Origin of the sequence: Mangrovibacterium lignilyticum (genome assembly GCF_010882175.1) — a bacterium.
Lineage (GTDB): Bacteria > Bacteroidota > Bacteroidia > Bacteroidales > Prolixibacteraceae > Mangrovibacterium > Mangrovibacterium lignilyticum.
This window is the reverse complement of the sequence record NZ_WKLH01000004.1, coordinates 241,235-254,785: the sequence shown is the minus strand read 5'-3', so window position 1 is coordinate 254,785 and position 13,551 is coordinate 241,235. Positions and strand designations below refer to the sequence as shown.

Here is a 13,551-nt window from a genome sequence, read left to right as displayed (position 1 = left end):
GTGCCGAATCCCGGCTGTTTTGTTTCAATCGCCGTAACTTTACACAAAAACAAACATGCACACAATTATCCACGACATTCGCGCCGAGTTACAACAGCTGGCTGACCCGGCAACCGCCGAAAGCAGTCAACGTTTTTTCAAAGAGCCCATCAAACTTTACGGTCTAAAAGCTGCCTCGATTCGTACGCTCAGCAAAACGAGCTATAAAGCAATCAAAGGTCTTCCGAAATCGGAAATATTTGGCTTGTGTGACCAGCTTTGGCAATCGGGCTACCACGAAGAAGCGATCATTGCCTGCCTCTGGGCTTACGAGCTACGCAAGAGTTACACCATTGCCGATTTTGCGGTGTTTGAAAAGTGGATCAAAAACGATGTCAGTAATTGGGCCCAATGCGACACACTCTGCAATCACCCGGTTGGCGATCTGGTGATGCTTTATCCGCAGTTAGTTTCAAACTTGAAAGCCTTCACCCAATCCGAAAACCGCTGGGTGAAGCGAGCAGCAGCGGTCAGCCTGATTATTCCGGCCCGCCGCGGTAAATTTCTTTCCGACATCTTCGAAATTGCCGACCTGCTGCTAACCGACAGCGATGATCTGGTACAAAAAGGTTACGGCTGGATGCTGAAAGTGGCCGCCGACGCGCACCAACAGGAAGTTTTCAATTATGTAATCAGCAAAAAGGCCATCATGCCGCGAACGGCTTTGCGCTATGCCATTGAGAAAATGCCCAAAGAGCTGAAAGCACAAGCCATGGCCACGCGTTAAACACAAAAAAAGCCTCCCGCGGGGAACGGGAGGCCGGGAGATTAGTATCCTTCCCAGCGTAAGCATCAGGATTCCTCCGACGCCATCTCATTTTGTTGGTTCTTACCGGAACGGGCTTGAACTATTTTTTCGTAATATTTAATCTTCTCATTCAGTTCCAAGGTAAAAGGGGTCACTTCGGCTGCGGCAATATCGAGTACCAAAGAAGCATTGATGCGTTCAATAATCTGCTCAACGATCGGATCAATCAATACCCGCACGTTACGCATATCGCCGCTTCCACGTTCCGAATATTCGGCATTGCGGTCGTTCATTAGCTGCACGAATGCCTCGTTTTGCTTCCCCAGCTCTTCAACCCAAGGTCCAACGCCGACACTCATTAAATAACCCGCATTTACCACTCTTTGCATATCTGAAACCAGGTTACTAAGAGCTGCGCTTTCCGAATTGTAGGTCATTTTTCGCACATTGCCATACAGAACGATCAGTCGCATTAAAGCACGGGCACTTTCCCGCTCAACCTCAAAGGGGCTCGACAAGGTGGCATCGACCCGACCACGAATGGCCGACCAGGTTTGATCGCGTAAACAATCGATTTCCGAAAGCGACTTCGACTTAAGACTACCCAATTCTGTTTTCATACAGGCATCTTCTTTTGCCAAGGCAGTTTGAAAGTCGGGATAAAGGTTATTGATTCCTAACATTTCGACATTGTACTTCACAAAAAGGGCATCGAGGTCGGTCATAAATTGAAAATGCTCATTATTTTGAAGACGGCTCAAACTAATCGATTCGATTTTAGGCATGGGGCTAATGATTTATTGATTGAAACTTTTGTGCAAATTATCCCCTTCTGAAATAAAAGTCAATACTTTAAAATATGTTTATAATCATTAAACAAAAACGTCTGTCTTTTAAAAATTTAATTATATTATAATAGCTACACAAAAAAGATATTCAAGCAAATACACCGTACAAATCAAGCAAAAACAACGACAACATCAATTCCTCAACCCAGAACGAGACGCCCCGTTTCGATAATTACTGAAGTGCCACTTGCTTGCGTCGGCAAGCTTTTGCAAGCCTGCAAACTGTTGCCGACACCCTACGACAAGCTTTTGCATGCCCGCAAACTGTTGCCGACACCGTGGGGAAGCTCTTGCAGCAGTACAAAAACCTGCCGACGCAACGCAACAAGCTTTTGCAGGTCGACAATACCGTCCCCGGGGAGGCTGCGGTTCGCGTTGTTGAAGTGTACTCGTGCTATTCCCCCGCGGATATTCAGAACATAACCAATACACAAACAATTTTAAAAAAAGCACCTGGATTTAAGCGATCTAAATTATGATACCTAACCGAATGAATTATTCTGATAAGTTTCGTAATTTAGGGGGATCGAAAGGACTGCCAATAAATCGTTACCGCAGAAACAAACCGACTAAACTTTAAATAACCTGATATGACACCCGAAAAGAAAAAAAGAATTAGCCAAATCGTCGGCACAGCCGTTGCCGTAATCGTTATGGTGGTTTTACAGCAAACTGTATTTAAAGCGCCTGGTTTTGACAAAGTGCTGATGCAGACCGCGCAGGAAATGAATAAAAACTGCCCGTTTATGGTCGACGCCGAAACCCGTCTCGACAATGCAGTGGCCGCTCCCGGCAAGAGACTCGAATACAACTACACGCTGATTAACACCGATAAAGATTCGATTGATATTGAATCGTTCACCGATTACTTACAACCCATTTTGGTGAACAACGTGAAAACCCATCCCGACATGGCGTCCTTCCGCGACAACCACATCATTATGGATTATAACTACAAAGACCGGAACGGCATTTTCATCACCAAGATTTCGATCACGCCCGAACTCTACCAGGAATAATCGTTTCGAAAACAGTTCAACATAACAAACCCCGAAAACATGAAAACACTTTATTTATTCTTCGCCTGCTTTGTCATCTCAATGGCTGCACACTGCCAGGAAGCCAACGTTGATTCGTGCAACTGTGATCAAATAAACTGGAAGGGCAAAGACGGTCGTTCTGCTTATTTAGGCAGCGAGCCCTTCACCGGAAAATGCTACAGCTTCTTCGAAAATGGAACAGTTCGGGAAGAACGCAGCTACCTGAATGCCCAACTGGAAGGCGAATCGAAAAGCTTTTATCCGAACGGTAAGTTAAAAGAACTAACCACTTACACTGTCAATCTCAAAAACGGCGACTACTTTTCATACGACGAAAAAGGCCAACTTATCAGAAGAACAACATATCTGAACGGACAAAAACAAACTGAGATCGAAGTCGCCCCCGTCGAATTAAACCAAGCAAAATAACCGACAACGATAATAACAATCATCCCATAGCACTACAAAAATGAACCAAGCACAATCATTCAACCTCAGCTCAAGCCTCTTCAGTAATTACGCTGCATTATTTGTCAAGCTCGTCTTACTCCTTGTTATTGCTTACCTGGCGGTCATGCTTTTCAACCTGATTCGCGATAAGTTTATCAGCCCGGCAACAGAACCAAAAAAAGAGGAGATCACAGGTCTCTTCACCATCCTGCACAAGTTGTTTACAATTGGTGGCTGGGGTTTTATTATCGGCAACGTGCTCCACACAATTCTGGGTGCAATCACCCATTCTGCCATGCACAACCGGCCTCAACTGACTGCCGGAAATTGGGACTACCTTTTATTTGGTGTCATCTTAATTTTTGTCGGAAAGGGGTTGAACGCCGGCTTACAACAATTAAAAAAAGCATAAAACATGGAATTTGTATCTCTCGCCGCTTCACATTGGATCTTACTGAATCTGGCCCTATTGGCTGCCGCCGTTTTGGGCATCATTTACCTGATTCGAAAACATTTTAAGTATCAGAAAGAACAAAACGACTTGTTGCGTGAAATTATTAAAAAGATGGAACCGTAAATCCACGATATCAAACCCACAAATTCAGCCATTAACACCAAGTAAATAACAAACTAAATATTCAAAACATGATGTCTTTCTTTCCGCTTGTTGCTTTTCTGTTCCCCGTATTATACCTACTAATCGTCGCGGGCATCCTTTACCTGATTAACACCTGGGTGAACCGCTCGGTCGACGTACGCAAAGAACAAAACGAATTGCTGCGCGAGCTTATTCGAAAAGTGGATAAGCCATAGCCAGCCGTATGTATCGGTCGTCAAAATGAAAAGCGCCAAGCTTCAATTCGCATAAACTAAAATCCCGGTTATTCAGTCGTTACAAGCTGTTCGTCCGGGATTTTTCGTTGAAGTCTGATTCTTTCCCCACCGATTTACGCAAGTCATTCTCTTTTCCGATACGGAAACTTCGACTTAAAAACGAATGCTCACGATCCCCCGCCTAGGTTGACTAATTAATGAAAGAAGATGGTCACTTTTAATCCCGTTTCCCGTAGAAAAAGCCAGAGTACATCGCACCAAAGTCGTATTCCTCCGACTGTCATGAAAAAAACCAAAATCCTGGTCATCCTTATGACCACACTACTCCCCTTGCTGCTAGCTGCTCAGAAAAACCAGAGCGAGCTCCCCGAACGAAAAGGCTCAGTAATGTCGGCCAATGTTTTTATCACAATTCCACAAAGCGAATTAAAGAATGAACTCACCCACGACGGATTCTTAGGTGTAAATATCGACTACCGGATGCATCCACTCCGCCGGGCACCGTACTGGTCGCTTGGACCTCAATTTGAATACACCGCCTCGGGCAGCGAAGAAAACGAATACGATGGTGAAACCACAAGTTTGTGGTCGGGCTATTTCACCTTCAACTTACTAAACCATTTTGAACCGAATCGGGACATGAATTTCAAGCCGTTTGCCGAAGCCGGGATCGGATTGGCATTTAGCCACGACCGGTCGGAAATTCGAGATCCCGAAAACCGGTTCGAATTCCGCGGGCCAAATTTCTCCGCCGGATTAGGAGTCACCTTTGTCAACGCCATAGCGCTGCAAGTGCGGTACAATTACCTACCCAACATGCACTTGCTCCTTCCATCCAACAATGCAGACTACGAGTTAACGACCGCCACATTCCAAACGTTTAGCATCACATTGGGGATCACAATTCATTCGACAGAAGATGCTGACTCGTCCGAGTTTTTTGAATCGCTTTCCAATATCTGGTAATAAATTTGGCTTTTAAGTCCTACAAATTTTCGTGCTGAAAACAATACTTGCTGCCTGCTTTGGCTTTCCGTTTGCACCGGCTACCGCTGGCCGTTATGCCCTGGCACTGTCCGCCTGAGGTTTCGCCTTTGGCTTTCTCAACCATTTTCGGTCTTGCCTGTGTACCGTCAAAATCCCATCGGGACGCCGTAACATTCGACTCTAATTGATTCTCCAATTGATCATCCATCGCCTCAAAAAAATCAATACCGGTTACCCGTTCCACTTCATCGACATCCACTACATATTCATTCAACTCATGATCGATCTTTGCGTTCGGCATCACAAAAGCAATCATCATTCCTTGGTTCGGCGCATAAATAACCTTGTAGTAAAAATTAGGAACGGTTACCTTGTCCAGACCAATATGACGGTTAGTACCTTTTAAAACAGGGCCCGTAATCACATATAGCCGATCGTATTCAACAGCCCATTCCCGAACCAAGCTCTCCAACTTCTTCCATCCTCCGCGGTTAAACTCCGGGAGCTGAGGCGACATATTTGATAGGTAAAAACTCTCCGACATGGCCGTGGCATTTAGCGTCATTGAACCAGCCGGACAAAGATGTCCGCGATCGTAACCTGAGCCGGCGTAGTCTGCAAGTTGTGCCGAGACTGTTGACACTTTCGGATCCGGACGAAAATTATCTGACCGTTTGATGTTTCCGGCAACAAACTTCGGGGTCAATTCATAGTAAACCCACTCGGCCTGTTCGTTTGCTTCACTATAGGAAAGCGTGATATAAGTGTGTTCAACAAGCTCTCCATGGGAAGAAGGCAAATACTTCTGCCCAAACAGAATAGCAGCCCAACACAATAAAACAGCGGTCAACAGTAGTCTTTTCATGCTTTTAGAATCGTTCGAATAGCGCCAAAACTACATCTTAAAACGAATCCGAATCAGCTAGCCTCAACAAATTAATTAACAAAACCCGGTCGATAAAAAACATGACAACCAGGAACAATAAATTTTATACCTGAAAAAATGAACCTCCCCGATTTCGCGTGTACTGAATCTTAAAACACACGCATGTTATTTAGTCGTAAGAAATATATTCAGCTGGTTTTCATCCTGCTTTTATTAATTTTAGGCTTTGCATTGATGAGCGGCCCCGCCAAACATCCGGCCAATGAGTTTGATCCGGCAATTTTCAGCTTTCGCCGAATCACCTTGGCTCCGATGATTATTTTGATTGGCTACGCAGCAATAATTTATGTAATAATGAGGAAACCGAAAGCTTCATGTTCGGAAGAAAAATAACAACATACAGCGACGAAGAACTGATGCAATTCATAGCATCCGGCGACCAGCAGGCTTTCACCGAGCTGTACCGGCGCTATCAGCAACGGCTGTACTATTATTTCTTTCGCATGCTGGGTAATTCCGATGAGCTGGCCAACGATTTCCTGCAAGAGGTTTTTCTGAAAGTTATTGAGAAACCGGAACGTTTCAACCCGGATTATTCGTTTAAAACCTGGATTTTTTCGGTGGCCCACAACCTGTGCAAAAACGAATACCGGCGACGGGAAGTTCGGAACGGCAAACCGCTCACCGAACACGAACTGCCTCCGGTTCTGCCTGAATCCATTAGCCAGGAGGAATTGCTAAGCCGCATGTTTGCCAGCCTCGACGAACTGAGCAACGAACACCGTTCGGTCTTCCTGATGCATTACAGGGAAGGCTTTCCGGTAAAAGATATTGCAGCAATACTCGACATTGCGCCGGGCACCGTTAAATCGCGCTTGTTCAACACCCGCAAGTTTTTAGCGGATAAGTTTCAGTATTTAAAAGACGAAATTGAATTTTAAAGGACGATCAACAATGAAAACAAAATCGATTAAAGAGCTGATTCAACAGGATTACGTGGGGGTAGCCAATCCGGCAACCGAAGCTCGTTTGCAACAAGCTTTCATGGCACGTTCGGCAGCTTACCATGTTCGTCAGAATTCATTTTCAGATTTCTTCGGCTGGATTTTCAGTACCCGCCAACTGGCAACCAAATTAGCTTTTGCCAGTATTTTACTGGCATTCCTCGCGATCCGCCCCAATTTCAATTTCAGCCCACAACTCCCGGTTACGGCCGATAGCACCCGGGTCGATCAATCGCGGGTTCTCGACTCCGCTCTACTCATCCTCCCCGGCGATACCACCGGCGAACAAAAGTTTTAACTGGGAGCAAAAAGCACAGGATTATCGGTGGGGCAAAATAGCCCACTACTTCTTAGCAAATAATATTGAAGGTCGATCGGGTGTATTCACCATCCAGTTCGAGAAATCGTGGATATAGTTCCAAAACGCTTCAATAACCGGCTCGGGAACATTTTCCAGTTTTCCCAACACTTTGGCATAGCTTTGCAACCAAATCATTCGGGCCTCGGCATTGATACGGAACGGTAAATGGCGCGATGCCAATTGCGGTGAACCACGGCGCTGATTGAAGTAATCAGGTCCACCGAGACGCTGGATAAAAAAGTCGGCCGAGCGTTGCTTGGCGCCTTCCAATCCTTTTTCATCATCCGGAAATAAATGTTTGATTTTACTGGCGGCCAGCAGATCGTAATGATCACTCACCATTTGGCGAATTCCTTCTTCGCCTAAAATCGTATACAGCTCGTTGTCGGGCTGGTATTTATTGAGCCTCAATCCAAAAGGCATCGGTGTTATCTTAAAGTCCATCTCTGTAAGGCTTGGTTTTTTCTGAATTTTACCTCTATAACCCTTATGTGGTCTTGAAAGTTCAAGACCAGGGCCAGCTTTGGGAAGAAAAAACAAACTATTCATCGAAGGAAAATACCGCCAAATAGTGCTCAAAATTAGCTATCATCCGATCTGCTGTTTCCGAATCGTAGCGAACGGCGAGTTGAAACAATTCCCGATAGAGATAGAGTTTTGAGTTTCGTTCTTCAGCAATAGCCGACTGTTGATTTTGATCGAACTGACTGAAATAACCGATCCATTGCTCCAACTGGCGAGCTTGCTCCTTCAGCCGTTTCATACCTGCCTCCTGTTGTCCAATCTCAAAATACTGCGCATTAGCCAGGCACGACCAATAGTCGACCGGCCACAGCCGGAAGGGCAAAATAGCCTCCCCCTTTTTGATTACTTCGAATGCCTTGGTCGAATCCCCTTCAGTAATCAACGCATCTGCCAAACGATAAAACGCAGCCCGAATATTCATCACGGCAAACATTCGCCGGTGGTGCCAGTCAAAATAGACCGACTCATCCATGAGGTTTTCCCAATTGCACCGGTTCATCAGCTTGTCGTACAATACCGCCGTGTCAATACGGCCCATGTCTGTATCCGATTCGGATGACTTTTCGATAGCAACCAGTTTGTACACCATCCCATCGAACCGCAAATTATTCGCCAGACCAAAATCCTGCGGGTCGGCCCACGAGGTAAAATAAACCGGCCGCTCGCCCGCATTCGACGCGATGATATCCCAAAACGCCAGCTCATTTCGCTGCATATACTTTTTGTTTAGGTTGACGGACAAACTATCTGTACCAACCGGAATCCTGATTTTCGTCAATGGAACATAATCGATACGCTCACCGCTTTGCAGCTCCACTTTGGTTTGAGAGGAGTCATTGGCCACAAAATCGAGCACCTTCGCCATTGCTTGCTCGGTCTGAATACGCGAAATAACCGGCACATAATCGACTTTGCCTGTTTCATATTTCGCAAGCGGGACAGCAAGATGAAGCCCCTCGTTCGTGTATACCTTCCGGTTTATTTGCCGCAAGTACCAGCCGGCATTCAAATAGGGCATCACCACAACCCGCACATCCCGCCGAATTCCTTCAACCTCCTGGCAATACCACAACGGGTACGTGTCATTGTCGGCGTGGGTAAACAAAATGGCATTGGGCTCGCAACTTCCCAAGTAATTGCGGGCTAAATCGCGCCCGGTATAGCGCCCCGACCGGTCGTGATCCTCGTAGTTTTGAGCCAGCAAAATCCCCGGTCCGGCAGCCAACAGAAAAGCTCCGCCAATGCCCGTTGCCAACCTGTTTTTCAGCCGTTGCTGTAAAAATACGAGCGTTGCCAAAGCGCCAACACCAACCCAAAGGGCAAACACATAAAAGGACCCCACATACACATAATCGCGTTCGCGGGGCGTTTGCGGAACTTCATTCAGATAAACCACAAGCCCGACACTCATAATTGCAAACAGCAGCGCAAGTGCGCCAAATGTTTTCAGGTCCTTCTTGTAGTGAAAAAAGAGTCCAATCAAGCCCAAAATGAGCGGTAAAAAGAAATAGTGATTTCGCCCCTTGTTATTTTCTCGCTCGTCGGGCAAATTGTGCTGCGGTCCCAAGCGAGCTTCGTCAATGAACGGAATGCCCGATTCCCAGTTGCCATGCGCCGGCCCGCCCAGCCCCTGAACATCATCCTGCTTGCCCGCAAAATTCCACATAAAGTAGCGCCAATACATCTGCACAAACTGGTATCGAAGGAAAAATTGCAGACTCTCGCCGAAAGTCGGGATGGTTGTTTCTTCCTGCTGCCCCTGTGAATTCCGATAGTTTACCGTCCTTCCCTTCAAATCAACCCAGGCGGCATAAGCTTTCTGATGATTCCCGTCCTTGCTGTGCATCCGTGGGAAAAAGCCAATGGTTTCCGATTCATATTCGACTTCCGGATTCAGTTTCACCGGCACATAGTGGTCCCCCTCGGCAACATAGCTGATTCGATCGTGGTAGGATCTCGCAACGGAACCAAAATTTTCGCCATATAAGATTGGTCGTGTGCCATAGTTCTCCCGTTTCAGGTAGTTAATCAACTCGAAAGTCGTTTCGGGGTTCCCCTGGTCGACCGGAGGGTTAGCCGATGACCGGATAAAAACCGCCAGGTAAGAGGTGTATCCCAAAGTCAGAAACAGGCCACACAAAACAACCAGATTCAACAGTTTTTTGTCGCGGCGGTGCGTAAAAAGCAGCGCTGAAGTAAAAGCAGCGATTAACAAAACCAGGTAAATATAAAAACCGGAGTTGAACGGCAGGTGAAGCGAGTTGACACCAAACAACTCCAAAGGACCAGCCAGCGAAAATACGCCCGGAATATAAACCGAAGTGATGAAAAAGATCAGCCCCATCGATCCACACACGACAAGCATGATTCCTTTCCAGGAGAATTGATACGTCCGAAAATAGACGACCAGTGCAATCGAAGGGATCACCAACAAATTGAGCAAATGCACACCGATGGACAAACCGGTTAAAAAGAAGATCAGTAACATCCAACGGTTCGCCCCCGGCTCGCCAGCCTCTTCGTCCCAACGGGTGGCTGCCCACAATGCCAAAGCCATAAACAACGACGACATAGCGTACACTTCAGCTTCGACAGCCGAAAACCAAAACGAATCGGTAAAAGCAAAGCTCAGCGCTCCGATGCCCGAAGCTAACCAAACCAACCAGGGTTTGTCTGTCGCCAGTTTACGCATTAGCCACACCGACGTCCAAAACAGCAACATGGCCGTTCCGGCGCTTGACAATGCCGAAACCAGGTTGACCATGACCGCCTGCCGTTCGGGCACACCAAAGCTCAAAAGCGAAAAGACCCTTCCGATCAGCATGAAAAGCGGTGCACCCGGGGCATGCGAAATCTCCAACTTCGTAGCCGAAACCATAAACTCACCACAGTCCCACAAACTCATGGTCGGCTCCAGGGTTAACACGTAAACGATTAGGGCCAGGGCGAAAATCAGCCAGCCCCACAGAAGATTCTTTTTGCTGAATGTCATGACTTGGAAAATTTGTTTTCAAGTGATACACCCGAAATCCGAGAGGTTCATTGTCGAAAAGTGAAGAAAACCGAGAACACGGTAGGAAAATCAACATCACTTAGCCCAGCATCTACCAAAATCGCCACTGTAAAAAGATTCGATAACAGACCAAATCATCCGGAATAGTCCAAACATTTTTTCTTACTTTTGTGAACACAAAAAAGTACCGGAAAACAAATTTATGTTTGAAAAGCTTATCTTGCTCGAAGGGGTTGATCCTCTTGAATTTTATGGTGTAAACAATGCCAAGATTGACCTCATCAAAGCATTCTTCCCCAAACTAAAAATTATTAGCCGCGGAAACCAGCTGATTGTCCATGGCGACAAAAAGGAAAGTGCATCCTTTGAGCAAAAGTTGCAACTCCTGCTCGACCACTATCATCAATTCAATATTTTACCGGAAGACACTATTCGCCAGATCTTAAACAATGATCTGACGGCATTGGAGTCGCTGAATGTTGCTCCGGGCGATGTGTTGCTCCACGGAAACAGTGGGAAACCCATTCGGGCGAAGACCCCCAACCAACGGATTTTGGTCGATGAGAGCCGCAAGGCCGATTTGATTTTCGCGATTGGCCCGGCCGGAACAGGAAAAACTTACACGGCGATTGCATTGGCTGTTCGCGCTTTGAAAAACCGTGAAATACGGCGCATCATTCTCAGCCGCCCAGCAGTTGAAGCCGGTGAGCGATTGGGCTTCCTTCCCGGTGACTTAAAAGAAAAAATTGACCCATATTTGCAGCCGTTGTACGATGCATTGCAGGATATGATTCCCGCCAAAAAGCTGGAAGAATTTATAAAAGACGGCATCATTCAGATTGCACCCCTGGCTTTCATGCGGGGACGAACACTGAGCGACGCCTTTGTTATTTTGGATGAAGCGCAAAACACCACCCTCAACCAATTAAAGATGTTTTTAACCCGAATGGGGATGAATGCCAAGTTCATTATCACCGGCGACGAAACCCAGATTGATTTGCCTTCAGTCAGCCAGTCAGGACTGCTGCAGGCGAAGAAAATTCTGCGAAACATTGAGGGTATTTCCTTTGTTCAATTCAACACAAATGACATCGTCCGTCACCGCTTGGTTCGTGACATTGTTGATGCCTACGACAAGGACTACCACTTGCAGATGGCCAAAAGAGAAGAACGAAAATCACAAAATAAATTAGAAGAAAATGACTAAAGCATTGACCAGAACGGATTTTAATTTTCCGAAACAAAAAAGTGTTTACCACGGTAAAGTACGCGATGTGTACAACATCGATGACGAATACCTGGTAATGGTTGTCAGCGACCGTATTTCAGCATTCGACGTTATCCTGCCCGAAGGAATTCCTTACAAAGGACAGGTGTTGAACCAAATTGCCGCTAAATTTTTGGACGCGACTTCAGACATTGTTCCCAACTGGAAAATTGCAACTCCCGATCCCAATGTAACGGTAGGCCATGCCTGCGAACCTTTCAAAGTTGAGATGGTGATTCGCGGCTACCTGACCGGCCATGCATGGCGCGAATACAAAAGCGGCAAACGCAGCCTTTGCGGCATTCCACTTCCTGAAGGAATGATTGAAAACCAAAAGTTCGCTGAGCCGATCCTGACTCCGACAACCAAAGAGGACGAAGGTCACGACGAAGATATCTCGCGCGAGGCAATTATCAGCACCGGTTTGGTCAGTAAAGAAGATTACGAAATGCTGGAAGACTACACCCGGAAGTTATTCGAACGCGGAACACAAATGGCAGCTGAGAAAGGATTGATTCTGGTAGATACCAAATACGAATTTGGTAAAAAAGATGGAAAAATCTACCTGATTGATGAGATCAACACGCCCGACTCATCTCGTTATTTCTATGCCGAAGGCTACGAACAACGTTTGGCAAAAGGAGAACAACAAAAGCAATTATCGAAGGAATTCGTTCGCCAATGGTTAATCGAAAACGGCTTCCAGGGAAAAGAAGGACAAACGATCCCAAACATGGACGAAGCGTTTGTAACATCGGTAACCGACCGCTACATTGAGCTGTTTGAAAACATTACCGGTGACGAATTTGTGAAATCGGATATCGAGCAAATTCAGTCCCGGATTGAGACGAACGTGAGCAAATTTCTGGAAACAATTTAAGCTGCGTCGTCAGTACCTCATTGACAAAAAATTAACTTCCGGCAATTAACAGCCGGAAGTTAATAACTCCCCCGATAATTAAACAATATGCAACAGCATTCTTGCGAATAATTTCTATATTGCTTTCACAAATCCATTCCAATCGAAATGAAAGCGTGGTTTCTTCTATTTTTGGTTGCATTTAACTTCCTAACTATTAATCTGAAAGCTCAGGAGGGATCAGATTCATCGACACTGGTAGCTGTTAGCCAACAGTGCCCCGATTTTTCATTCATTGACGAAAACGGAGCAACCCATCAACTTCAGGATTTAAGGGGAAAAGTCGTCCTTGTTAATTTTTTCGCTACTTGGTGCGGCCCCTGTATGCAAGAATTACCACATGTTCAAAAAGAAATTTTCGATAAATATAGCAACAACCCCAATTTCGTTCTATTGACTATTGGCCGTGAACATAGCCAACAGGAAATGAAAGCATTCAAAGACAAAAAAGCATTCAATTTCAACATCATAGCAGACCCCAAACGAGAAATTTATTCTAAATTTGCCACCCAATTTATTCCACGCAATTTTTTAATTGATGCAAATGGAGAAATAATTTACAGTTCGATTGGCTTCGATGAGAATGAATTTGCTAAATTGAAAGAAACAATAGAAGATCAATTAAATTGA

The 13,551-nt window shown here is 45.7% G+C and carries 17 protein-coding genes; 13 read left to right on the top strand and 4 right to left on the bottom strand.

Features of this window, described 5'->3' with window-relative positions:
* The first annotated feature begins 55 nt into the window (after nucleotides 1-55).
* The gene (locus tag GJV22_RS18695; protein WP_163717463.1) at nucleotides 56-766 is read left to right on the top strand and encodes a DNA alkylation repair protein; all 711 of its coding nucleotides are present in this window, start codon (nucleotides 56-58) and stop codon (nucleotides 764-766) included.
* A gap of 65 nt (nucleotides 767-831) precedes the next feature.
* Here GJV22_RS18695 and GJV22_RS18690 read toward each other — a convergent pair whose 3' ends face one another.
* Entirely contained in the window at nucleotides 832-1,572 is a 741-nt protein-coding gene (locus GJV22_RS18690; RefSeq protein WP_163717461.1) for a DUF6261 family protein, read from the bottom strand.
* A gap of 653 nt (nucleotides 1,573-2,225) precedes the next feature.
* On the opposite strand from GJV22_RS18690, the gene GJV22_RS18685 reads away from it, so the two are divergent.
* The 6 genes from GJV22_RS18685 (at nucleotide 2,226) to GJV22_RS18660 (ending at nucleotide 4,925) form a co-directional block, all read left to right on the top strand.
* Complete coding sequence (locus GJV22_RS18685; protein WP_163717458.1) at nucleotides 2,226-2,654, top strand: hypothetical protein; 429 nt, start codon at nucleotides 2,226-2,228, stop codon at nucleotides 2,652-2,654.
* Nucleotides 2,655-2,693: 39 nt separating this feature from the next.
* On the top strand, nucleotides 2,694-3,104 hold the full coding sequence (locus GJV22_RS18680; protein WP_163717456.1) for a toxin-antitoxin system YwqK family antitoxin: 411 nt from the start codon (nucleotides 2,694-2,696) through the stop codon (nucleotides 3,102-3,104).
* A gap of 40 nt (nucleotides 3,105-3,144) precedes the next feature.
* On the top strand, nucleotides 3,145-3,537 hold the full coding sequence (locus tag GJV22_RS18675) for a hypothetical protein (RefSeq protein WP_163717454.1): 393 nt from the start codon (nucleotides 3,145-3,147) through the stop codon (nucleotides 3,535-3,537).
* A gap of 3 nt (nucleotides 3,538-3,540) precedes the next feature.
* Entirely contained in the window at nucleotides 3,541-3,702 is a 162-nt protein-coding gene (locus GJV22_RS18670; RefSeq protein WP_163717452.1) for a hypothetical protein, read from the top strand.
* 68 nt (nucleotides 3,703-3,770) lie between these two features.
* A complete protein-coding gene (locus GJV22_RS18665) occupies nucleotides 3,771-3,938 on the top strand; it encodes a hypothetical protein (protein WP_163717040.1) in 168 nt (55 codons plus the stop codon).
* A gap of 333 nt (nucleotides 3,939-4,271) precedes the next feature.
* A complete protein-coding gene (locus GJV22_RS18660; RefSeq protein WP_163717450.1) occupies nucleotides 4,272-4,925 on the top strand; it encodes an outer membrane beta-barrel protein in 654 nt (217 codons plus the stop codon).
* Nucleotides 4,926-4,944: 19 nt separating this feature from the next.
* On the opposite strand, the gene GJV22_RS18655 is transcribed toward GJV22_RS18660, so the two are convergent.
* Entirely contained in the window at nucleotides 4,945-5,811 is an 867-nt protein-coding gene (locus GJV22_RS18655) for a DNA/RNA non-specific endonuclease (protein ID WP_163717448.1), read from the bottom strand.
* A 183-nt stretch (nucleotides 5,812-5,994) separates the two neighbouring features.
* Here GJV22_RS18655 and GJV22_RS18650 point away from each other — a divergent pair, with 183 nt between their 5' ends.
* From GJV22_RS18650 to GJV22_RS18640, 3 genes are read left to right on the top strand one after another with little or no spacing between them, the layout of a single operon-like run.
* Nucleotides 5,995-6,225: a DUF3098 domain-containing protein gene (locus GJV22_RS18650; RefSeq protein ID WP_163717446.1), complete on the top strand. Its 231-nt coding sequence runs from the start codon at nucleotides 5,995-5,997 to the stop codon at nucleotides 6,223-6,225.
* Complete coding sequence (locus GJV22_RS18645) at nucleotides 6,207-6,773, top strand: RNA polymerase sigma factor (protein ID WP_163717444.1); 567 nt, start codon at nucleotides 6,207-6,209, stop codon at nucleotides 6,771-6,773. Before GJV22_RS18650 ends, GJV22_RS18645 begins: the two co-directional genes overlap by 19 nt.
* A 13-nt stretch (nucleotides 6,774-6,786) precedes the next feature.
* On the top strand, nucleotides 6,787-7,134 hold the full coding sequence (locus tag GJV22_RS18640; protein WP_163717442.1) for a hypothetical protein: 348 nt from the start codon (nucleotides 6,787-6,789) through the stop codon (nucleotides 7,132-7,134).
* Between the two features lie 45 nt (nucleotides 7,135-7,179).
* Here GJV22_RS18640 and GJV22_RS18635 read toward each other — a convergent pair whose 3' ends face one another.
* Nucleotides 7,180-7,641 carry a globin domain-containing protein gene (locus GJV22_RS18635; RefSeq protein WP_163717440.1) on the bottom strand — a complete coding sequence of 154 codons (462 nt, stop codon included), beginning with the start codon at nucleotides 7,639-7,641 and terminating at the stop codon, nucleotides 7,180-7,182.
* Nucleotides 7,642-7,738: 97 nt separating this feature from the next.
* Nucleotides 7,739-10,714, bottom strand: a complete 2,976-nt coding sequence (locus GJV22_RS18630) for a glycosyltransferase family 117 protein (RefSeq protein ID WP_163717437.1) — start codon at nucleotides 10,712-10,714, stop codon at nucleotides 7,739-7,741.
* 223 nt (nucleotides 10,715-10,937) lie between these two features.
* Here GJV22_RS18630 and GJV22_RS18625 point away from each other — a divergent pair, with 223 nt between their 5' ends.
* From GJV22_RS18625 to GJV22_RS18615, 3 genes are all read left to right on the top strand, one after another.
* Entirely contained in the window at nucleotides 10,938-11,942 is a 1,005-nt protein-coding gene (locus GJV22_RS18625) for a PhoH family protein (protein WP_163717435.1), read from the top strand.
* The gene (locus GJV22_RS18620; RefSeq protein WP_163717433.1) at nucleotides 11,935-12,882 is read left to right on the top strand and encodes a phosphoribosylaminoimidazolesuccinocarboxamide synthase; all 948 of its coding nucleotides are present in this window, start codon (nucleotides 11,935-11,937) and stop codon (nucleotides 12,880-12,882) included. Before GJV22_RS18625 ends, GJV22_RS18620 begins: the two co-directional genes overlap by 8 nt.
* A gap of 147 nt (nucleotides 12,883-13,029) precedes the next feature.
* On the top strand, nucleotides 13,030-13,551 hold the full coding sequence (locus GJV22_RS18615) for a TlpA family protein disulfide reductase (protein WP_205461950.1): 522 nt from the start codon (nucleotides 13,030-13,032) through the stop codon (nucleotides 13,549-13,551).